Annotated in this window: 19 protein-coding genes; 16 read left to right on the top strand and 3 right to left on the bottom strand. The window is 43.2% G+C overall.

Annotation, left to right across the window (positions count from 1 at the left end; all coding sequences use genetic code 11):
* Nucleotides 1-219: 219 nt before the first annotated feature.
* From CN378_RS12720 to CN378_RS12730, 3 genes are all read left to right on the top strand, one after another.
* The gene (locus tag CN378_RS12720; protein ID WP_142323605.1) at nucleotides 220-417 is read left to right on the top strand and encodes a hypothetical protein; all 198 of its coding nucleotides are present in this window, start codon (nucleotides 220-222) and stop codon (nucleotides 415-417) included.
* A 42-nt stretch (nucleotides 418-459) separates the two neighbouring features.
* Entirely contained in the window at nucleotides 460-1,140 is a 681-nt protein-coding gene (locus tag CN378_RS12725) for a hypothetical protein (RefSeq protein WP_098352476.1), read from the top strand.
* 1,421 nt (nucleotides 1,141-2,561) lie between these two features.
* Nucleotides 2,562-3,491 (top strand): helix-turn-helix domain-containing protein, encoded by a 930-nt coding sequence (locus CN378_RS12730; RefSeq protein ID WP_098352478.1) that lies wholly within the window; start codon nucleotides 2,562-2,564, stop codon nucleotides 3,489-3,491.
* Nucleotides 3,492-3,506: 15 nt separating this feature from the next.
* Here CN378_RS12730 and CN378_RS12735 read toward each other — a convergent pair whose 3' ends face one another.
* The 3 genes from CN378_RS12735 to CN378_RS12745 form a co-directional block, all read right to left on the bottom strand.
* The gene (locus CN378_RS12735; protein ID WP_098352479.1) at nucleotides 3,507-3,887 is read right to left on the bottom strand and encodes a hypothetical protein; all 381 of its coding nucleotides are present in this window, start codon (nucleotides 3,885-3,887) and stop codon (nucleotides 3,507-3,509) included.
* Nucleotides 3,888-4,207: 320 nt separating this feature from the next.
* A complete protein-coding gene (locus tag CN378_RS12740) occupies nucleotides 4,208-4,873 on the bottom strand; it encodes a hypothetical protein (RefSeq protein WP_098352480.1) in 666 nt (221 codons plus the stop codon).
* Between the two features lie 334 nt (nucleotides 4,874-5,207).
* Nucleotides 5,208-7,307, bottom strand: a complete 2,100-nt coding sequence (locus CN378_RS12745; RefSeq protein ID WP_098352481.1) for a GDYXXLXY domain-containing protein — start codon at nucleotides 7,305-7,307, stop codon at nucleotides 5,208-5,210.
* 317 nt (nucleotides 7,308-7,624) lie between these two features.
* Here CN378_RS12745 and CN378_RS12750 point away from each other — a divergent pair, with 317 nt between their 5' ends.
* The 13 genes from CN378_RS12750 (at nucleotide 7,625) to CN378_RS12815 (ending at nucleotide 23,220) form a co-directional block, all read left to right on the top strand.
* Complete coding sequence (locus tag CN378_RS12750) at nucleotides 7,625-8,662, top strand: glycoside hydrolase family 43 protein (RefSeq protein WP_218924821.1); 1,038 nt, start codon at nucleotides 7,625-7,627, stop codon at nucleotides 8,660-8,662.
* A 59-nt stretch (nucleotides 8,663-8,721) separates the two neighbouring features.
* The gene (locus tag CN378_RS12755) at nucleotides 8,722-9,990 is read left to right on the top strand and encodes an ABC transporter substrate-binding protein (protein ID WP_098352482.1); all 1,269 of its coding nucleotides are present in this window, start codon (nucleotides 8,722-8,724) and stop codon (nucleotides 9,988-9,990) included.
* 99 nt (nucleotides 9,991-10,089) lie between these two features.
* The gene (locus tag CN378_RS12760) at nucleotides 10,090-10,992 is read left to right on the top strand and encodes a carbohydrate ABC transporter permease (protein ID WP_098352483.1); all 903 of its coding nucleotides are present in this window, start codon (nucleotides 10,090-10,092) and stop codon (nucleotides 10,990-10,992) included.
* On the top strand, nucleotides 10,993-11,823 hold the full coding sequence (locus CN378_RS12765) for a carbohydrate ABC transporter permease (protein WP_098352484.1): 831 nt from the start codon (nucleotides 10,993-10,995) through the stop codon (nucleotides 11,821-11,823).
* 87 nt (nucleotides 11,824-11,910) lie between these two features.
* Entirely contained in the window at nucleotides 11,911-12,900 is a 990-nt protein-coding gene (locus tag CN378_RS12770; protein WP_098352485.1) for a LacI family DNA-binding transcriptional regulator, read from the top strand.
* A 170-nt stretch (nucleotides 12,901-13,070) separates the two neighbouring features.
* Nucleotides 13,071-14,867, top strand: a complete 1,797-nt coding sequence (locus CN378_RS12775) for a glycoside hydrolase family 2 protein (protein ID WP_098352486.1) — start codon at nucleotides 13,071-13,073, stop codon at nucleotides 14,865-14,867.
* 78 nt (nucleotides 14,868-14,945) lie between these two features.
* Complete coding sequence (locus CN378_RS12780) at nucleotides 14,946-16,112, top strand: galactokinase (RefSeq protein WP_179884911.1); 1,167 nt, start codon at nucleotides 14,946-14,948, stop codon at nucleotides 16,110-16,112.
* A gap of 15 nt (nucleotides 16,113-16,127) precedes the next feature.
* Complete coding sequence (galE, locus tag CN378_RS12785; protein WP_098352488.1) at nucleotides 16,128-17,117, top strand: UDP-glucose 4-epimerase GalE; 990 nt, start codon at nucleotides 16,128-16,130, stop codon at nucleotides 17,115-17,117.
* A gap of 23 nt (nucleotides 17,118-17,140) precedes the next feature.
* On the top strand, nucleotides 17,141-18,631 hold the full coding sequence (galT, locus tag CN378_RS12790) for a UDP-glucose--hexose-1-phosphate uridylyltransferase (RefSeq protein WP_098352489.1): 1,491 nt from the start codon (nucleotides 17,141-17,143) through the stop codon (nucleotides 18,629-18,631).
* Between the two features lie 32 nt (nucleotides 18,632-18,663).
* Nucleotides 18,664-19,707: an aldose epimerase family protein gene (locus CN378_RS12795; protein ID WP_098352490.1), complete on the top strand. Its 1,044-nt coding sequence runs from the start codon at nucleotides 18,664-18,666 to the stop codon at nucleotides 19,705-19,707.
* A 318-nt stretch (nucleotides 19,708-20,025) separates the two neighbouring features.
* The gene (gene manA, locus CN378_RS12805; protein WP_098352492.1) at nucleotides 20,026-20,973 is read left to right on the top strand and encodes a mannose-6-phosphate isomerase, class I; all 948 of its coding nucleotides are present in this window, start codon (nucleotides 20,026-20,028) and stop codon (nucleotides 20,971-20,973) included.
* 173 nt (nucleotides 20,974-21,146) lie between these two features.
* Nucleotides 21,147-21,878, top strand: a complete 732-nt coding sequence (locus CN378_RS12810) for an alpha/beta hydrolase-fold protein (protein WP_179884906.1) — start codon at nucleotides 21,147-21,149, stop codon at nucleotides 21,876-21,878.
* A gap of 34 nt (nucleotides 21,879-21,912) precedes the next feature.
* The gene (locus CN378_RS12815; RefSeq protein ID WP_098352494.1) at nucleotides 21,913-23,220 is read left to right on the top strand and encodes an ABC transporter substrate-binding protein; all 1,308 of its coding nucleotides are present in this window, start codon (nucleotides 21,913-21,915) and stop codon (nucleotides 23,218-23,220) included.
* Nucleotides 23,221-23,231: the final 11 nt, after the last annotated feature.

Below are 23,231 nucleotides of genomic sequence, written 5' to 3' on the forward strand. Positions count from 1 at the left end.
ATACGACTAGGTCAGTCTAGTGCCCTGGCTTTTTTTGTTTTTTGAAGGGATTATTCTCATGAAGTACCTTTTTTAAAAATAAATCTCTTCCCAGGGTGTCCTATTTCACACTTACTCCCTATATAAACCATGAATAGACCAGAAGGGTGGAAGAGAAGATGAAATCCAGGATGTCAGATAGCGGATCAAATCGGGGAATTAGAAATCGTGGGGAATATCGTGCCTCATTTATGGTACAAGAACATAACCTTTTCAAGCGGGAAAGCCCATTTTGTGGCGATTACGTTACTCTCGGATATCGTCTATTGGTACAGACCGACAATAATCAGGGATACTAGCGGCATGATCGTCGGGGCCAGGACGAAATTCAAGGGGGATATGCTGCAGAAGAGCTATCAGGCCTTTGCGGATACATAGGGTTTTACGAAGCGTCAAGTAAAGGATGCCATCGATTTTCTTGTGGATCATCATTTGCTGATCCGGGAGTTCCGAACGATATCGTCTTCGAGCATTATTTTAAACAATGTGATGTATGTCCAGCCTGTCGCTGGAAATGTGAAACGGGTGATGGAGGAACGAGGAAACGTGTCAGACCTCGTTTCCATTTGCCCACCTGTTACGCCGGAACGTACCACGTTATCTCCTTCCAAGGAAGGTCTGTCCCATCAGGAGGAGGGGGCTCCTGAGATGGAAGATAGGACATATTCAGAGAGTACTTCAAAGAATCCTTCAGAAAATCATCAAGAAGAACAACAAAGCGCGGGCGAGTGTCCAATGACCTTTTTCAAAGACAATGGATTCGGCCGAATGGGGACGTATATTCAAGAGAAAATCAAAACCTGGTGTGACACTCTTTCCGAAAGCCTTGTCGTCGACGCGATGAAGCGGGAGAAGTTGAAAGTTCGGGATGTAAAGGATGCGAGGATGGAAGAGAATCAGGGGATGATTGAGAAGCACTATAAGTGGAATAAGCGCAGTGGGGGAAGAAAGCCGGTGCGGACGGAGAAGCTTCCGGATTGGTTTACCAGCGAATCAGATGACGTTCAGGAGAGTCTGAACGAGGAGTTTGAAGCGGAGAAAGCCAAGCTGATGGAAGAGTTGAAGGCGTTCCGACAGCGTGGAGCAGGTGTTGTGATGTGAAATGAATATAAATGAAAAATGATTGTTCAATGGTGTCTACCAAGTTAAACTGTGAGGGTTCTCACTCAACTATTTAATATGGAACAAGTGAACAATAAGATTAAAGAGAGGACCTTTCCTGGTTTACCTTTACTACCTCTTTAGCTCTGAAAGCTAGCATGAAGAAGGATTTTCCAAATGTGTGAAGAAGTTAATGGAAGATATAACTTTTGATGTGGTGAGTTAGGTAATGGTCGAAACGATGCACGACATGAAATTGGAAAATCCAATACACTCGTAAACTAAGTAATGAACAATTTACTATATTGCTTGATACTTTTAATGGGCAAACAGTCACAATCGGGACCTCAAGAACAAATCCTCCCAAAGATAGCCTTGGGGAATGGTTAATGAATAATATTGCAAAAACGGCTATAGCGTCTTATGTTGTTCCGATTCTTGGATTGAAGGATCCTTCTCACTCCAGTTACTAAAAAAGAAAAAAGGTAGAGTGGGAACCGTCCTCGCTCTGATGATTGAAAGGGAATATGTTGGGTCGAAGTTTTTAACAAGAAGAGAGAATCGACTACTTAGAGTAAATGGAGGTAAGACAACATCTTTTATCATGTTTTTTAATGAAATAAATGATTGCAATGTAGGTGCCCAGGTAAGGTAAAAGAAAGTAAATAATTGAAAAACATTTAACAGGTTTATGCTCGATTTCTACGAAGAGGAAACATGATAAAAGGTTGGAACAATTCGTTTATCTAAATAGGTTTAAAAATTTCCCTAATTCACCATGTTGAGGTACGTTGAAGTAATTGAGAAATAATCCCAAGGACACCACTATCAAAAGGATTGAAACTGAAGCTATTAAATTTCTATATTCTATCTTCATTAAGTAATTCCCACCTTTTAATTTTTATTTATTTTAATATTCTAATATTACCATTAAAATACATTATATTGAATATCTTCTTTTACCAAAAGATTTTTTTACAACTGCAAATAATTTCAAAAAAGGAGAGACACCCCAGAAGTTTCAGTAAGGGAAATCTTTCCTTTGTAGGGTTATAATTAGGATTGAAAAGAATTAAAAGTATTAAAAGCATTCATATTTACTCTAGTTGTATTTCTAAATCTTATATACTAATTATAATTCATGACACGTTGGTATTTGAGTCGTCTTTCGCTGGGTCTACACTATGTGCTGGGGGCAGGTGTTCGTCGGATGCATTTGTAACATTATTTTCGGTTAACAATGGAGTAAGAAGAAAAAGTGTACTTAGAATAATTAACAATTTTTGCTTAAATCTCAATTTAAATACCTCCTTTAACTGTGAGTATATTATACTAGAATTTTTCGGGTGTTTTTTTTCGCGATATATCGAACCAGAGTAAAATACACTATAGAAATCAGATGTTTATTTTGGTTTTTGTCTATGAGTATAAAGATATTAATATTTAGCATCATTAAGGGAGGAGATTGTATTAAAGATAATCTAGTAAATAGAATCGGTTCTAGTTTAAAGGATCTTCGCAAGCATCAAAAGATTTCTCAAAAGAAGTTAGCGGAAAACATATGTGCTCAATCTTATATTAGTATGATTGAAAAAGGAGAAATTTCTCCCGCAGCTCATATCTTGTATTCCATTTCAGTAAAATTGGGTGTTGATATTAGTTACTTTTTTGATGCTTATGATAATAATATGTACGCAAATATGACTGAGTTTGTTTTCCAAGTAAGAAATGCTACAGAAAGAAATAATTTTGAAGAAGTAAAATCTTTATTAATCAGTCAAAGAGAAAATCCCTATTATAAAACTGATAAAATGAACAACTTTTTCAAGTATCACTTTGCACTATGTAATTATTACCTCAATAATGATAAAGAAGAAGCAATAAAAGGGTTACAAGAAACACTCACTAAAAGTTCTCAAAATTCTGAAGCGTTTCTTCAGGAGGACTTTAACGCATTACTTTCCATCGCGGTAATTTATACTCAAGAAAAAGAATGGAGAGAGGCAAGTTTTTATTATAGTCAGGTGGAAAATTTATTTAAAAAAAGGCCTAGGTTAACTGAACCTAGGCAAGGAATAAGATTTTACTATAATTATTGTAGATACCTATATAGTGTTGAAAAATATTCGGAGGTAAGCACAAATGCGAATAAAGGAATACGCCTTTGTGTAGAGTTGAAAACATATTATCTTCATGGAGAATTATATTATTATAAAGGATTATCATGTTTTAAGAAAAAACATGAACAAGATGGAATAGAGGCTTTAAACAATGCAAAATTAATTTTTACATTGTCTAATCAACAAAACCATATAAAATTAGTTGAACAAATTTTATTTAAGCACATATAAGGATATATAATGTAGTTATTTCTTTTTTATAATATAAGAACCAATGGACAAAATAATTAACATAACAAAAAAAAGATTATAAATGTAAGAATATTCTATTAATCGGTTAAAATAATCTAGAATTAATGTACCTAAGAATATGATAAATATCGTAGATAATAGTAAAATGTTTACAAAGTTTTTATATGTATGCCTCGTTTTTACATTATCTTCAAATATTTGATTTTTATTTTCTTTCTTATTATTAATTATGGTTATTATTATATTAAGGAAAACGATAGGGATTAGACCCATTAAGACAAAGATCCATTCATTTTGTTGGGTTGTTTCATTTAATAACAAGACAGCAAAAACACCTACGGTTGCACCAAGAGTAGAGTATATAGTTCCTTTCACGATTTTTCCTCCTCTAAAAAATTTACTGACTGTCATACTTGAAGGGCTGAAGTTAAGTTCGTTTTTCTTCATTCAGAATAAAATAACGCAACTTCGAATATTAGTCCATTATCTGTAGTATAGCTTTATTTACTTTTCTTACAATATATTATTTAGATATACATGTAAATAAAGCAAAAAAAAATAAGTCCTATTATTTTGGACTATTCGGTGACATTCTCCAAGTCTTGTTATTATTCCTAGTAGGGTTTATATTAAAGCTCTTTCTGCTTGAAACACTTAACCAAAGGCAAGAATTTTCCTGCCTTTGGTTATTGTTTTTAATAGAAAGAAACCAAGTTTCCGGTTGAAGTAAGGTACATTACTTCACCGACAGTTGTATCAATAATTTCAGAATTGTTTCTATAACTAGTTTGATGTTCATTAGTAACAGGTCTATAAACATATTTACCATAATAACTACTATAATATTCAAATAAATGTGTACGGGTATATCTAGTAGGCATATTAGTAGCTAAAACCATACCAGCAACCGCCGTTGAAAAAGAGGTAACTACTGCCTTAGGAATAGTTTTGATATCTTTGTAATTTACAGCGACAGCTGACCCCACTACAGTACCAATTGAGGCAGCAATGGTAGTTTTAATAACAGACGAAGAGCTATTACTAAATGAATTATCCTTATAGCCTAAACTATCCCACCCGTTACCAGGATTTGGAACGAAGGTTGGGAATACAACATCCTCAGAATCTTTCTTTTTCACTTTTCCTTCAGAGTAAAGGTCTAGAAACTCTTGGATAGCCTCATCTGATTCTTTTCCAGAAAAATACACATCAATATTTTTCCCGTTTAATTTCTTTTTACTCTTTTGATAATTTACTTCTTGAAGTTGTCCATCGTCATTAGATGCTGCTGATATACCTGGAGCGATAATTCCAAAAGATAAAACACCTACAGTGATAACACTCATTATTTTCTTAAACAAATACTTTTCCTCCCCAAATTTAATTAGCTTGCAAGCAAATATAGAATATCAAATTTTTCTAAAAAAATACAAATATGTAATTATGTTAAAATATAACTAATATTAGTAAAAAAACTATTGAAATAGACGTAAGTCATCTAAGATCATCAATTGATATCAAGATATTGATATTTCAAAAATAATAGATATGAAGAGTTTATTAGTAACATGAAAAAGTTCTTCAATATCGTAAAACCATTTATGACAACTTAGGCTCAGCATAGGGAGCAAGGGGACGGTTCCCTTGCTTATTTACCTATTTCAAGGTAGAAGCAGAAGAAACGTTCCCCTGCTTCTACCTCAATCTCACCAATATCCCATTTCCCCCATCACTCACCTTCACTACAGCAGCCTTTACCTTCCCTTCCACAGCCATCCCCGTTCCTTCCGGGATGAAGAAGTGTTCAATTCCATAGGTGATCTGAACATGATTGTCCCAGAAGCTGGATACCTTTCCGTTCAGGAGGACATCCCCGGTTTTCTTTTCATATGACATATTCCATTTCCCGTTAAATCGGTAAACACCTGCATATTCATGGGTACCCTGTTCATTTTCACGTAACACGATAGTGATGGGACCGTTGTCATCAATGGAAGTGTCTTCGAGCTGGGAAATCACGTAGTTCAACTCCACATAGTCACCTTGAAGGAGAGATCTCGGATCGACAGGTTGGAGCTCCAGAATGACCGTTTCCCCATTTTGTAACAGGGTTTCGTTTGAGTAAACCTGATACCCGATCCATCCACCTTGAAGGAGTATGATAAGGAGGATCCCCAGCTTTTTCCCTTCAAGAAGGGAGTGTGCCGACTGTTCAGAACCGGTCTTCCTGTCCAGGTGAACAGCCACCGCCAGGAATATAACGCCTAATATGGCCAAGAGCAGGGATTTATGGACGAGCTTCCAGGCCAGGTCGTAATACAGCTGGACGATGAGCATGAACCAGAAGATCAGGGACGAGACCCAATAGAAGGTGCGGTCCTGTCTTTTGAAGTAGTAGACGCATCCCGTTGTGATCAGGAAAAACAGAGTGTTATAGATTACGTGAAGCGTAAACGAAAGATCGATGGTCGTTAAGGAAAAGAAGGCAAGGAGTCCAATGAGAAATGCTCCATATTGGATAACATGCTTTCGATAAGCAGCAAGGCAAACGACCGTGTTCAAAAGCGCCACTACCAATAAAAGGGCATGTATGCTAAGTTCCAACGTCTCTCCAAGAAAGATCCCCACATTCAACTGAAACAGAAAATAGAATACGATTTTCGCAGACGCACGCTTCTCCAAATAAAACACAAAGGCCAGAACGAAAAACATCACAAACGAAAAGTCATCAACGGTACTGGCAATCATCCCGATGACGATCCCGGTCATCATGAGGGAATATTTTACAGGGGATGGCCAGCTCGTTAACGTACTAGGAATAACAAGAAAAACTGTGGCGAAAACGAATAATCCGACCATGGAGATATCCACCATCAGAAGGGAAAGCAGGCCGAAAACCGACGCCACGATGAAAACAGAGGCGATGGTCGTGACGCTTGCGACGAAGAGGGTTTTTGTCCAGTGACGGGAAGAGGCGTGCTTCCGCAAATAGTTTACGAGGAAAACACTTCCCGCTAATAACACAACCGCAGCCAACAAGAGTCCGAAAAAGAAAAGGCTGGATACATACCGGGCCATCAGTTCGAACATTTTGATGATGATAAAGCCTGTGCTGAACATGGAAAGAAGGATGAAGATGGATGTGTCTTTATGAAAGTATCTGTAGATGCCGATGGCCAGAATCACAACATAAAATAGGGTGAAGAAAGGGGCATACTCGTTATTGAATGCTGTGACCATGAAAAGGAAATTGGCTGAAATCAGGGTCAGGTACAGGAGCGTCTTGGATGAGATGTACCCTTTTTTTATGAGTAGGAAGAAGAAAGTGTTCACGATTGCTACTGCGAACGCGATCCACGTATGGGAGAGTGTCCAATGCCCAAATGGAGTCGAAGGGAACAAATAAAAATAAATCGTTAGATGGAGGAGGATATGGGTTAACGCGTAAAACCCGCTGTACCTTGTGTACAAACTAAATAGGAATGGCGGAATGGACCAGACAAGAAATAACAGATAACTGTCCGCATGGGAATTGTACAGCTGTCCGAGTAACGCAACGGACAAGCCGAAGGAAATCCCCCCGCTGACCAGCAGCCAGTTTGTTAAGAAGTGAGTCCCCCTCACCAACCGTTCCACCAGAAAAGCGGCCCCGTAGAACAACACAATCAACAATCCCGCCAATGCCACCTTCTCAAGCCGGGAAAACACCTGCCAATTAGAAGCGAAAAAATAAAGGGCACTTGCCAGCAGAAACACGACCCCGAATAAGTACGACAGTGAGACGACTTTCTTCATACGGTTCACCCCTTTTTCGTTGATATTTTACTATATGAAGGAGGAGAGCGATATAGGCATTCGAACATTAAGATGATTTTGTGCGTACAATCGAACATCTTCGCACACGTTTCTGTGATGGAGAAACGTGGCGTTTGTATTCTAAGAGGAAAAAGTCACAAATTTTTGTGAAAATTCGTTGACTTTGATGGTTATCAGGTTTATATTTGTGTTAAGTAAAATTTAGCTAAAATTTTTACTAACTATTTTTATATTTTTTTAGTTAGGTTTGTAAGCGTATTCAAATAGGGTGCAGTTGTCTCTCGGGAGGTGAAAGCTTGAAGGGAAAACGCCGATTGATCCTTTTGGTTAGTGCCATAGTGGTGGTGGCCGCAGCGTGGGTGTTTTATTCCTCAGGGGATCATAAGAATGAAACCATTACCTACAAGAATCCAGTTGGCGGCATGACGAATATAGGGGATCCGTTCATCCTGAAATCGAAGGATATGTATTATATGTACGCAACGTCGGAAGCCTCCTACGGTTTCAAGGTGTGGCAGTCTAGTAATCTCGTTGACTGGGAAGAAAAAGGCATTGCCTATGATCATTATGATCAGGAGAACAGGTGGGCAACCGGGGATTTCTGGGCACCTGAGGTCATTGCTCATAATGGTAAGTACTATATGACCTATAGTGCGAGGAATAACGCCGGTTCACTTCAGATTTCCATCGCCGTCAGTGACGATCCTTTAGGTCCTTTCAAGGATCAGAGTACTGAAATCATTAAACAAAGCGGTTCTTATATTGACGGGCATATCTTTATGGAAGACGATGGAACACCTTATCTGTATTATGTCAAAGATTGTTCTGAGAATATGGTTGATGGGAACCATGTCAGTCAGATTTTTGTTCAGCCAATGGATCAAACGCTAACCAAAGTGGTGGGCAGTCCAACCTTATTGCTTGAACCCGACCAGGACTGGGAAGGCCATCAAGGGGACTATCAGTGGAACGAAGGGCCTTTTGTCTTGAAGAATGATGGGAAGTATTATCTGATGTATTCTGCCAATTACTATGCAAGCGAAGATTATGGTGTGGGATATGCTGTTTCAGATAAACCGACCGGACCATTTAAAAAGGCAAGTGAAAATCCTATTCTTTCAAAAGATCTGGATAAGGGTGTCTCGGGTCCGGGACATAACAGTGTCACAACTGGGCTTGATGGACAAACGCTTTATGCTGTTTACCATATTCATACTCACCCGGAAGTGCCGAGTGGGGACAGGCAAATGAGCATCGATAAGATGGAGTTCATCGAAGGAAAGCTGAAGATCCATGGTCCTTCCATGGGGGAGCAGGAGATACAAGTGGAATAAAGGTGATTTCAGGATAAGAAGCCTGTACAGGCTATTCAATACTTAGGGGGCTAAAACAAATGAAGAAGAAGAAATTTCTTGGTGTTGCGTTATCGGCAGCGCTGGCAATCAGTTCATTAGCGGCATGTTCCGGTGGGGATTCTACTTCAGGTGATGAAGCGAATGGGGATTCAAAGAAAATAACGTTTTGGACTCCATTCTCAGGAGCGGACGGCCCGCGAATGAAGAATATCGTGAAGAACTATAATGAATCTCAAGATGAATACCAAGTAGATATGCAGATTGTGCCGCAGTCTGACTACTATAAAACGGTAGATGTATCCTTCTCAGGTCAAAAGAACGCTCCGGACTTAATGATTATGCATACAGACCAATTAACGAATTATGTAGATAAAAATCTTTTGAAAGATCTTGGTGATACCGTATCTGAAGCAGGCATCAAGCCCGAGGAATACTCAGAGACGGCTTGGAAGGCGGGTTCCATTGATGGCAAGCAGTATTCCATTCCGTTGGATATCCATCCTCTGATCATGTATTACAATAAAGACCTTTTCAAGGCAGCTGGGTTGGATCCAGAGAAAGCACCGAAGAACCGTGAAGAGTTCCTGGATTATACGAAGAAACTAACAGATGAATCCAAGGGTCACTACGGCTATGTGGTTCCGACTCTATGGCCGAACCAGTTCATCTTCCCGACGATCTTCTTCCAGAACGGTGGGGAATTGATCGCTGACGGCAAGCCGAACTATAACAGTCCTGCCGGTGTGGAAGCATTGCAATTCATGACGGACCTGATCCAGAAGTACAAGGTATCCCCTGCGAATGTCCAGCAGGACGGGGAAGTGACCCTTTTCCTTCAAGGGAAAAACGCTATTCAGTTCAATGGTCCCTGGATGATGGAACAGTGGGATAAAGCCGGCATCAACTACGGTGTAGCGGAAGTTCCGCAGCTTGGAACTGAACAACAGGCCGTTTATGCAAATGGACATAACTTTGTCATCCCGGCAACAGTTGACAATAAAGAAACGCTTGCAGGAATCAACGATTTCTTAAAGTTCACAGCAGAAAATGCGATGGAGTGGGCGAAGTCAGGACAAGCTCCGGCATCTAAAGCAATCTATGAAGAAAATGAAGAGTTCAAGAGCATGGTACAGCAGCCGATCGTTGCGAAATCGTTCGAATATGCGAAGTTTGCACCCCGGGTGGCAAACTGGGGACAAGTGTCTGAGCCGCTTTGGGCTGAGGTCAACCTTGCCCTATTAGGTAAAAAAGATCCTAAGCAAGCATTGGATGATGCCACGAAAAAAGCCGCACAAATCATGAAATAATCATTCGTTAAGGGGGGAGGCAGGTGAAGGGCACTTGCTTCCTCCCATTCCTATTTAACGATCACGGGTTCATAGATATCAATAAAAGGAGAGAATTTTATGCAGAAAAACTCGTGGAAATCAAAACTGACATCGAGTCTGTTTGTATTACCATATCTCATACTGTTTTCGGTCTTTCTCGTAGCGCCTATTCTTTATGGCGTATGGATAAGTCTACATAACTGGGACCTTCTGAACCCGGTGAAGGAATTTGTCGGGCTGAAGAATTATATGAATATCTTTGACTCGAAATCCTATCTGCACACCCTATTCTTCGAAGGGTTAAAGAATACATTTATCTTCGTCATTTTCAGCTTGCCATTACTGGTCATCATTGGCCTTGCTCTGGCGTTGCTGCTTAACAGCCTGCCCCAAAAAATCAAAGGTCTGTTCAGGACCATGTATTTCATCCCCTATTCTGTTTCCGTATCCATCGTGGCCATCATCTGGCTGTGGATCTTCGACACAAATAGCGGTCTCATCAACCAGTATCTTCAAAAGATTGGTGTAAACGCCATTCCCTGGTTGACGGATATGCCTTGGGCCTGGGTGTCGATCATTATTGCCACTTTGTGGTGGACGATCGGATTCAACATGGTGATCTTCACCAACGCACTCAATGATGTACCTGAAGAGCTATATGAGGCGGGTTCTTTGGACGGGACAAACAGCTGGCAGCGTCTGATTCATATCACGCTCCCGACCATTAAGCCGACGATGATCTTTGTTATTCTGACGTCGACCATTGCGTCATTTAATGTGTATGGCCAGCCTTATCTGATGACTAGAGGAGGCCCGGGGACGTCCACTCAAGTATTGTTGATGAATATCGTGGAGGAAGGATTCAACCAGAGACAGCTCGGGAACGCAGCGGCTATGTCCATCATGATGGCATTGATCATGATCGTCATCTCCATCATCCAGTTCCGGATCACAAGAGAGAAGAAAGCAGGTGCCAGATAAATGAAGAACAAAGGGTTGAATGCTCTTTTAATTGTTGTCGCAGTAATCATCGCCATATTCTTTATCGCCCCTTTATTCTGGATGCTCGCCACATCATTTAAGACGGATCAGGAAGCCTTTACGGCTGGAATCAAGTGGCTCCCTGAAGTATTTACCCTGGACAATTATACGTATAGCTTAAGCGGTGGATCTGATACACCGGTATTTGCCTGGATGACCAATTCCCTTATCGTAGGGATCATCGGGACACTGATTGTCTTATTTGTCGATACCCTTGCTGCCTATGGATTGGCAAGATTGGATATCCCGTTCAAGAAATGGTTATTCGGTCTTTTTATCGGTTCCTTGACGATCCCATGGGTCATCACGTTCCTTCCACTGTATATGGGATTCAATAAGGCTGGGCTCCTGGATACATATGCCGTGTTGATTCTTCCGTATTCGTCGAACGCATTTGGCGTTTTCTTATTGTATCAATTTTTTAAGACGTTTCCGAAAGAACTGGAGGAAGCCGCATACCTGGACGGGGCGAATAAGTGGCAGGTGTTTACCAAAGTGGCACTTCCTTCAGCGCGTCCGGTCATCTGGACACTGGCGATTTTCACCTTCATGATGATCTATAATGACTTCCTCTGGCCGTTACTGACGACCAGCTCGCCTGAAATGCGGACGATTACGACGGGTATTGCCATCATGCAGCAGGGAAGCTTCGTCTCTTCTCCGGGAAGATTGATGGCATTGACGGCGATTGCCACCATCCCGGTTGTGATCATCTTTATCATCGGACAGCGCTCGTTTATCAAAGGTGTCACACAGACAGGGATTAAGTGATAGTGGACAAAAGATATCCTTCCTTTTTACAGGAGGATGTGAAAAAATCATTATAAGCAGAAATAAAGGAAGAATGGATTGGTATAAATGGCGACTATTAAAGATATTGCGGAGAAAGCGAATGTATCCATCGCTACAGTGTCCCGGGTGTTGAACTATGACAGCACCCTTTCCGTCACTGATGATACAAGGAAACGGATTTTTGAAGTGGCAGAAATGCTGTCCTATAAACGTCGTGCCGATCGGAAGGCGACGCCGTCAAAATTTGCGATCATCCATTGGTATACCGAGAAAGAAGAGCTTGAGGACCTGTATTATATGTCCATCCGCTTTGGAATTGAAACACGGTGCCAACAGCTCGATACACAATGGGTGAAATATCTCTATGATGATCTTGAAGAAGTGAAGCAGGAGAAGGTACAGGGAATCATTGCCGTCGGGAAATTCAGCGAGAAGCAGGTCCAAACCATGGCAGGCATCACAGATAACATTGTCATCGTGGACCACAGCTCAGAAGATGAGTCCTTTGATTCGGTGACGATTGATTTTGAAAAAGCCATTAAGAAGGTATTGAACTACTTTGTGGAAAAGGGCCATACCTCAGTAGGATATATTGGCGGACGGGAATCCTACAAAGATCAATCAGGGGAAATCGAAGACCTCCGGGAAAAGTATTTCCTCTCATATGGATTGAGCCGAAACATTGTGGATGAACGATTTATCCACCGGGGGACATTCAGTGTCGATGACGGATACAGACTTATGAAGAAAGCGATCATTGACCATGGCGATGAGCTGCCTACCGCTTTCTTTATGGGGAATGATTTGATCGCCATCGGTGCGATACGTGCTTTGCATGAAGCGAATATCGCCGTGCCTGAGCGGGTGAATGTCATCGGATTGAACGATATCAGTGTGTCCAAGTATATCTATCCGACCTTGACGACTCTGAAAGTCCATACGGAAATGATGGGAGAAGTGGCCGTTGATTTATTGATGGAACGGGTGATGGGTCGGAAAGTAGGGAAGAAAGTATTCATCAGTACAGAACTGATTACGAGGGAAAGCAGCTTCTAATAAACAAAAACCATAGACTTTGGGTCTGTGGTTTTTTTATTAGTAAAAATAGGCGGTTTAATTTTACTAAAATGATTGACTGTATTTTACTAATTCTATAAAATGTACTTGTACACGCTTTCATAAACAAATGAATGAACATCCTATAGATAAAAAAAGGAGAGAACGAGATGACGACGTATCGCCAAGAATACCCAAGGCCGCAGTTCGTAAGGGAGAACTGGCTTAATCTAAACGGGATCTGGTCATTTGCTTTCGATGACGATGGGGTCGGCTTGCAGGAAAAGTGGTATGAACAAGCTGATTCATTCGATAAAGAAATCCAGGTGCCATTTGCATACCAGACAAAGCTCAGCGGAATAGATGACCCTTCCTTCCATGACACGGTTTGGTATCGGAGAGAATTCGAAGTTCCCCGAGAGTGGAAAGGGCAACGAATACGGTTGCACTTCGGGGCGGTGGACTACCGGTCATGGGTATATGTGAACGGACAACTCGTTGGTTTCCATGAAGGGGGACATATCAACTTTTCATTTGATATCACCCACGCTCTCAATGGGGGGACCGAAACGATCGCTGTAAGGGTGGAAGATCCTTCAGAAGACGAAACCATTCCCCGGGGTAAGCAGTTCTGGTTGGAAGAGTCGGCCTCCATCTGGTATACGAGGACGACCGGAATCTGGCAGACTGTCTGGATTGAACCAGTCTCCCATACAAGTATCGAAAGACTGAAGTGGACCCCTGAAGTGGATAACGGTTGTGTGAAGTTAGACGCTGAGCTTTCAGGGAATTATGAGGGCAAGAAACTGGACGTAGAGATCAGCTATAAAGGTCAACGGATTGTCGAAGACTCCATTCTTATACACGAGTCATTGACCAGCAGGGTATTCGATTTATACAATCTAAAGATTTTCCGTACTGGATTTCATCACGACGGGTGGAACTGGACCCCTGAGAATCCCAACTTATTTGATGTTCTGATCACGGTTAAGGAAGACGGTGAGATCCTTGATCAAGTCAGTTCCTATTTCGGGATGAGGAAGGTTCATACTGAAAATGGGATGGTTTACTTAAACAATAAGCCGTATTACCAGAAGCTGGTGCTCGATCAAGGGTATTGGGCAGACGGATTGCTTACGGCACCGTCAGATGAAGATTTAAAGAAAGACATCGAGCTTGCGAAGGAAATGGGTTTTAACGGATGCAGGAAACATCAAAAAACCGAAGACCCCCGTTTTCTTTACTGGGCTGATAAGCTTGGATATCTGGTGTGGGGCGAGTGTGCTGCTTCAGCATCGTTCAACGATCAGGCCGTTTCCCGGTTAACGAAAGAATGGATGGAAATCATCGAACGTGATTATAACCATCCTTCCATCATTGCCTGGGTTCCATTGAATGAAAGCTGGGGGATTCCCGGTGTCAGGGCCGATCACAATCAACAGCATCATTCTCAGGCGATGTATCATCTCCTCCACTCCCTTGACGGAACAAGGCTGGTCATTTCAAATGACGGCTGGGAATTAACCACGACGGATATCTGTGCCGTCCATAATTACAATCACGGGTCTGAACAAGAGAAGGAAAAGTACGAAAACTATAAAGAAGAGTTACGGACGAAAGAGTCGATCCTTGCATCGATGCCGGCAAAACGTGGAATTTATGCAAATGGGTTCTCCCACCAGGGTGAGCCGATCCTCTTGACCGAATACGGCGGAATCGGCTTCAAGTTAGGGGAGAATGATGGCTGGGGATACACCTCTGTCAGGAATGAAGAAGAATTTCTGAAGGATTATCAGCGGATCATGGAAGCTGTCTACGCATCGAAGATCCTTCATGGCTATTGTTATACTCAGCTGACCGACGTTGAACAGGAAATCAACGGGATCCTCACTTATGACAGAAAGCCTAAATGTGATCTCAAGAGGATTAAGGAAATAAACGATATGTGGCATTCAGAAACGATTTAAGAAGAGGGGGCCAGGGCAAAGTTGAAACCGATCGCTTTGAGAGGCACCTTTTCTTAACAGCCAGAGAGGAAGTATATGATGGAAAAACAGGCTTTACTAGATGCATTTTTTCATATTTTTCATAAGAAGGATCACTTGAGGGTGTTTTTTTCACCTGGACGGATCAACTTGATTGGTGAGCATACCGATTACAACGGTGGGTATGTATTCCCAGGTGCGATTACGTATGGAACCTATGGTGTGGTCCGCCAACGGACAGACAGGAACGTACGCCTTCATTCCTCCAACTTTCCTGAGGACGGGATCATTGAGTTTACGTTAGACACATTGGAGTACGAAGATGAGCATGGATGGGGGAATTATCCAAAGGGGATGATCAAATTCATCCAGGAGACATACGGAACCATCCCGAACGGCTTTGATTTGTTTGTGTCAGGTAATATACCGAATGGAGCGGGCCTCTCATCTTCGGCGTCCTTGGAACTGCTTATGGGAGTCGTACTGGATGAACTATTTGAATTGAATATCGAACGGATTGACATGGTAAAGATCGGTCAAAAAACGGAAAATCAATTCATTGGAGTGAATAGTGGGATCATGGATCAGTTTGCTGTGGGGATGGGCAAGAAGGACTGTGGAATCCTGCTGGACTGCGATACGCTTCAATACGAATATGCCCCTTTGCATCTGACTGATCACAAGATCTTGATCATGAACACCAATAAGCGACGTGAATTGGCTGAGTCCAACTATAATATCCGCAGGGCTGAGTGTGAGGAAGCACTTCACCGCCTGAAAAGCAAACTGGATATACGGGCGTTGGGGGATTTAACGGAAGCTCAATTTGATGACCATAAGGAATTGATTGCCGATCCCATCCTGGAAAAGAGGGCTAAGCATGCAGTCTATGAAAATGCAAGGACCGTCAAAGCCCTTCATGCATTGAAAAAAGGTGAGCTGGGCGAGTTTGGCAGATTGATGGATGAATCGCATCAATCGCTCCGGGATGACTATGAAGTAACGGGAATCGAGTTGGATACATTGGTCGAAGCCGCCTGGAACCATTCGGGTACCCTCGGGGCAAGGATGACAGGGGCCGGTTTCGGCGGCTGTGCGATTGCCCTGGTTGGAAATGACTATGTGGAATCCTTTAAAAAGAATGTCGGGGACCAATATAAACAGAAAATCGGATATGAAGCGACGTTCTATACAGCGAGCATCGGGGATGGAACGAAAGAATTGTAGAGGGAGATGTGGCGGATGAGCATTTTAGTATTAGGCGGTGCCGGTTATATCGGTTCTCACGCAGTCTATCAACTGATTGATGAAGGGCAGGATGTGGTTGTCATAGATAATCTGCAAACAGGACATGAAGATGCCGTTCACCCTCAGGCAAGATTCCATCAAGGTGATATAAAAGATAAAGAGTTTCTTAGAACTGTTTTTGAAAAAGAAGAAATAGAAGGCGTGCTCCACTTTGCAGCCAACTCCCTTGTGGGGGAATCCATGGAGAAACCCCTTGAATACTTCGATAACAATGTGTACGGAACGCAAGTATTGCTTGAGGTCATGAACGATTTTGGAGTCAAGCATATCGTGTTTTCATCTACTGCCGCTACCTATGGAAACCAGGATATTGTTCCGATTACGGAAGAACTGCCGACGAACCCTACCAATGCGTACGGGGAAACAAAATTGACCATGGAGAAAATGATGAAGTGGTGCGATCAAGCCTACGGGATGAAGTATGTGGCCCTCCGCTATTTCAACGTGGCGGGTGCCAGGAAGTCAGGTGAAATCGGAGAGGATCATAAGCCGGAAACCCATTTGATCCCTGTCATCCTTCAAGTGGCACTGGGCCAGAGGGAACATATTTCTGTGTTCGGAGACGATTATCCTACCGCGGATGGAACATGTATCAGGGATTATATTCATGTGGAAGATCTGATTGAAGCGCATATCCTCGCATTGAAGTATTTGCAGAATGGCGGGGACAGCGATGTGTTTAACCTCGGCAGCAGCCAGGGGTTTTCGGTTCTTGACATCATCAACACTGTACGGGAAGTAACAGGTCACAAGGTGCCCGAGGTCATTGCTGGAAGACGGCCGGGGGACCCGGCAACTCTCATTGCTTCCTCAGATAAAGCCATGAAGATCCTTGGGTGGAACCCGTCCAGAACCCAGATTCAACGGATCATAGAAGATGCCTGGAACTGGCATCAGGCTCATCCGCATGGCTACAAAAGATAAGGTAAAGGAAGGGTGGATATGAAATGAAGATTTACTCCATGATTCAAACGCTCTTGAATCGGGCGATAGAGCATGAATTGATAGAAGAGTGCGACGAACTATATGCCCGAAATCAGCTGCTTTCCTTGTTGAACCTTCCGGATTTTCCCGAAGACGTGGAGGAGCTTGGGGATGTTCCTATTCCGGACGTGCTTGAGTTGATTCTGCAGTATGCCGTTCATCACCATATCATCGGCGAACTGGATGCCGAGAAAGACATACTCTCGAGTAAATTGATGAATGTCCTTGTCCAAAGACCTTCGGATGTCAACCGGCGCTTTCAGGAGAAGTATGAACAAGCACCGGAAGCGGCAACGGATTACTTTTACCAGTTGAGCCAAAACAGCAACTATATCCAAACCAAGAATATCGCTAAAAATATCAACTATAAGACGGAGACGATATATGGTGACCTTGATATTACCATCAATCTCTCCAAGCCGGAGAAAGATCCCCGTCAAATTGCCCTGGAAAGAGAGCAGAAACAGGATATCACCTATCCGAAATGCCTGCTTTGTCCAGAGAACGAAGGGTACGAAGGGAGGATCGGACATCCGGCCCGTTCCAACCACCGGGTGATAGGTCTTACCCTTGGTGATGAACCATGGTATCTTCAATACTCGCCGTATGTGTACTACAACGAGCATTGTATCGTGTTTTCAAAGGAACACCGGGACATGAAGGTCACTCCTGATGCATTCCGGCGTTTGCTTGACTTTGTAGATCGATTTCCACAATACTTCCTCGGTTCCAATGCGGATCTTCCCATTGTAGGTGGATCTATCTTATCCCATGACCATTATCAAGGGGGGAATTATTCCTTCGCCATGGAACGGGCATCGGAAGAGTTCGCTTTCGACTTGGGTGACCATCCGGACGTTTCTGCCGCCACTGTCAAATGGCCGATGTCTGTGATCCGGCTGCGCTCCAGTGATCCTGATTCCTTAATCGAGGCCGCAAGCCTGATTTTGAATACGTGGAAGAGCTATTCGGATGAAGAAGCAGACATTCTGGCGTTCACTGATGGAACACCACATAATACCATCACCCCGATTGCGAGGCGCAAAGGCAGCGATTTCGAACTGGATTTAGTGCTGCGGAATAACCGGACAAGCGAAGAGCATCCAATGGGGATCTTCCATCCACACAGCGATGTCCATCATCTCAAGAAAGAAAACATTGGATTGATTGAAGTGATGGGACTCGCTGTTCTGCCTGCAAGATTAAAGCCTGAGCTTGAAGAGATTGAAAAGTTCTTACTGGGTGAAGAAAACGAAATGAACGAATATCACCAAGCGTGGGCAACTGATATTCAATCACGTCAAGCCGGACTTCATCGGGAGAATGTCCGTTCCATTCTTCAATGGGAGCTCGGCCGGAAGTTCCAACGGATTCTCGAAGATGCAGGCGTCTTCAAGAGAGATCAAAAGGGACAGGAAGCCTTTCAAACATTCTGTACACTATTTTCATCATAGAGTAAAAGTATTGGACCAAAGGAGACATCACAATGAATCTAACCATCTCGGAATTCGGAGAGCGGGAAGGAAAGAAGATCCTTGCCCACACCATTGAAAATTCTTCCGGATTGAAAGTAACAAGCATCAATTATGGATGCATCATTACAAAGCTCATTGCTCCAGATCGCGATGGGAAACGGGAAAATATCGTGCTGGGCTTTGATACGTTGAAAGAGTATGACCTGCACTCCCCCTATTTCGGAGCCGTCATTGGACGGCATGCCGGACGGATTGCAGGTGGACGCTTTACGTTGGGTGACAATGACTATGAATTGGCAAAGAATGACGGTGAAAACCATCTGCATGGAGGACAAAAAGGGTTTGATAGGGCAGTATGGGATGTAGCAGTAATGGAAGAGATGGATTCCATCAGTCTGATTTACAGCCGGTTCAGCAAGGATGGGGAGGAAGGATATCCCGGCAACGTTGAGGTCAAGGTCATTTACACGCTGACAGAACAAAACGAATTCCTTCTGACCTATGAAGGGGTTTCAGACGCGGATACGATTCTGAACCTGACCAATCACACCTACTTCAATTTAAGTGGTGATTTGAAAACGACGATCGAGGAGCATGAACTGACACTGAAAAGCAACCGATTCGTTGCTTTAAATGAATCCTTGATTCCTAATGGAGAAGCGATTGATGTGGAAGGGACCGTCTTCGACTTTCGCTCTGGACGTCAGATTCAGGATGGCATTGAATCCGCTCATCCTCAAAACAGGCTGGCAGGCCGAGGCTATGATCACCCCTTCTTATTAGAAGAAGGGGCTGGGCAAATCCTGTTGACTGAACAAGGAAGCGGCAGGACCCTCCGCATCGAAACCAATCAGCCTTCTGTTGTTCTCTACACAGGAAATCAACTGGAGGAAGACTTTGAAATCAGGGGGAAAACGTCACAACCTTATCTCGGTATGTGCCTCGAAACACAAGGGGTGCCCGATGCCATTCATCATCCGCAATTTCAAACCACGGTGATAGAAAAGGGGAAACCTTATAAAGCAGTGACGAAATGGAGTTTTGGAGCGGTTTAATAAGGATTATGAATATGATAAAGATCAGAATTTTGACACGTGGCCAAAGGTATTAAAATGTCTAAATAATAGCCTCATTAAGGCTTATCAGGGAAGCAAGAGAGCATTCTTTTGCTTCCTTATTGGCGTTCTCTTGGAAGCGGAAGTACCATCCCCTGCTTCCTGGGACAAGGGACCTGTCCCCCTGTCCCTCTGTCCCAAAAAATAAAAATAATTAAAGGGTTTTCATTCATATTTATGGAACATGAATCATAGTAACCAAGTGTCTCTTCTTTCTGTGTGGAGGGGAGGGGCGAATTCATTTATGAGGAGGCTGCTATGAATCAACCACTATTTCTAAAACCTGTATTCCACGAGCGGATATGGGGTGGAACAACGCTTAAGTCCAAGTTTGATTATGAACTATCTTCAGAACTCACCGGGGAGTGTTGGGCGATATCCGGGCATCCGAATGGGCAGAGCACTGTGAAGAATGGAGCACATGCAGGCAAGACGGTCGGGGAGCTGTGGGAGGAGAAGCGGGAATGGTTCGGTGACCATCCTTCACCGGTGTTTCCCCTGCTCACGAAGATCCTGGATGCCAATGATGATCTTTCGGTTCAGGTTCACCCGGGTGATGATTATGCGAAGAAAAATGAAAACGGGGAGCTCGGGAAGACGGAGTGCTGGTATATCATCGATTGCAATGAGGGTGCCGAGCTGATCTTTGGGCATCGTGCCGGGACGAAGGAAGAGTTTGTGAGAATGATAGAGAACGGTAAGTGGGATGATCTTCTCCGCCGGGTACCGATCAAGCCTGGGGATTTCTTCTATGTCCCGAGTGGAACCATTCATGCCCTGTGTAAAGGGACGCTTGTTCTTGAGACCCAGCAGAGCTCGGATACGACCTACAGGCTCTATGATTATGACCGTAGGGATGAAGAGGGGAAGACGCGTGAACTGCATATCCGTCAATCCATTGATGTCACATCGATCCCCCATGAAACCCCTGAAGTGAAGCGGATGGTGGAGAAGCGTGACGGAGCAGAAATCACTACCTATGTGCAGGCCGATTATTTTACAGTGTATAAATGGAGCATTCATGGCCGGTCCGTGTTCCAACAGGATCAACCCTTTCAGCTTGCCAGTGTAATAGAAGGTGGGGGAACCCTCCATGTCGATGGAGTAGAGCTGCCCTTGAACAAAGGTGATCACTTTATTTTACCGTCAGGAATGGATTGTTTTGAATTGGAAGGCACCATGGAGATCATCGTATCCCATGTATAAAATGCGTACAGGGCCCTCAGTGATGAGTGTTCAAGGCACATCTATGGCAAAAAGTGGAGCATTATTCCACCAAAAAAATAAAAAATGGAGAACATATTCACAAAAGCGCTTTCATATGCTAGGATAGAAACAAGCTGGGAAATCTAAACCATGGAAGGGGGAAAATGGTTTCATTGATTTCAAACTTAGAAGAACACCAGATTAGTAGTCAAATCCTGGGCAAGAAACAACTCTATTATTCCCTGGAAGTTCAAGAGGGGGAGAGGCAAGCAGTAGATGTCTTGTATGTACAGGATGGGGAGGATTATGTCAGGCTGGGGAAGCTTCAAGACGCGTGGCATGACATCCTCAAGGAAGAAGGCAGACGGGATGTTCATTGTCTTCTTATACTCGTTCCTCCATCCACTTCAGAAGAACGCTATCATTATTATCATCCATCAGGTACACATCATGACAAGTATATTCACTTCTTTCATCAAGAGCTTGTTCCGTTCATAGAGAAGCAGATCAGAGAAACAGGGAAAGACATTCGCAAGAAAGGTCTGTTGGGAGATTCCCTCGGAGCCGCCGTTTGTCTTGCGCTTGCCAGTGAAGAGCCGAAAGAATGGACGCATCTGCTCCTTCAATCCGGTGCATTCAACGATTTTCACGCCAATAAAATTCGGAATATTGAAACAAAAACACCTTGGAATGTGTATCAGGTAGTCGGGAGTCTTGAGGAATCGGTCACCTATCCACTGACAGGCGAGACCTTCCCGATTCTATCCGCTAATCGCACTCTCTATGAAAAGCTTCAACTCATCGCAGACCATCATACATATCACGAAGAAGATGAAGACCATCTATGGGATTTCTGGAGAAGGGATCTTCCAAGGGCACTGCACTATTTTCTGACAAAGGGGTAACAGCAACAACCAAAAGGGGAAAGGGAGGAACACAATGTTTAAAAATGGAAAGTTTCTATTAACGCTTATGTTGATGTTTGCTATGCTATTTACAGCTGCCTGTAACAGCAGCAAATCCAGCTCTTCAGGGGAACAAAAGGAAGGAACGAAAGAGGAGCCGGTCGAGATTGAATTCTGGACGATGCAATTATCTCCAACCTTTGATGATTACTTAAACGGGGTCATTGCTGATTTTGAAAAGGAAAACCCGAATGTGAAAGTGAAATGGGTGGACATTCCTTGGGGTGATATGGAGACGAAGATCCTGTCAGCCGTCGCATCCAAAACGGCACCGGACGTGGCGAATTTGAATCCACAATTCGCAGCGAAATTGGCAGAGCTTGATGCATTGGTTGATATGGATGAAATGGTTCCGGAAGATGTGAAGAGTAAGTATTTCGAGAACATTTGGTCTTCCAACACATTTGACGGTAAGACGTTCGGTATTCCTTGGTACCTGTCTTCTCAGGTAACGATGTATAACTCGGATATCTTCAAGGAAGCGGGACTTGATCCAGAGAAAGCACCGGCTACTTTTGAAGAACTGCAGGAAGTCGCTAAAACAATCAAAGACAAAACGGGTAAATACGCGTTCTTCCCGGCTCTAGATGGAAGTCATCTTCTTGAGACGATGGTCATGATGGGCGTGGATTTAACGAATGAAGATATGACGAAAGCAACCTTCAACACGCCGGAAGGGAAAGAAGCATTCAATTTCTTCGTAGACCTTTACAAGAATGATCTGATTCCACGTGAAGTGTTAACAGAAGGACATTCTAAAGCGGTCGACTTGTATCAAGCGGGTGAAATCGCCATCTTGGCATCCGGTCCACAATTCTTAACCATTGTAGAAGAAAATGCTCCGGACGTTTTAAAGGCTACGAAAACAGCTCCGATCATTACAGGTGACACGAACAAGAAAAACGTAGCGGCCATGAACGTCGTAGTACCTAAACAATCTGAGCACCAGAAGGCAGCCGTGGACTTCTCCATCTTCTTGACGAATGCGGAGAACCAGGTTGAATTTGACAAACAGACAGCGATCCTTCCATCGATTGAAACGGCTCTTGATGATCCGTACTTCAGCGAAGAGCCGAAAGATGCGACTCCGATTGATAAGGCCCGTATCGTATCGGCTGGTCAATTGAAGGACAGTGAAGTATTGATCCCGCCAATGAAGAACTTTGAAGAGTTGCGTACAGCGATGAACGAAGCCCTTCATGCCGCGATGCTTGGGGATATGACAGTGGACGAAGCATTGAAACAGGCTGAAATGAAATGGAATGACACGCTATCTAAATAAGGGAATGACGG

Source organism: Bacillus sp. AFS015802 (genome assembly GCF_002561455.1).
In the GTDB taxonomy this organism is placed as follows: domain Bacteria; phylum Bacillota; class Bacilli; order Bacillales; family Bacillaceae_B; genus Rossellomorea.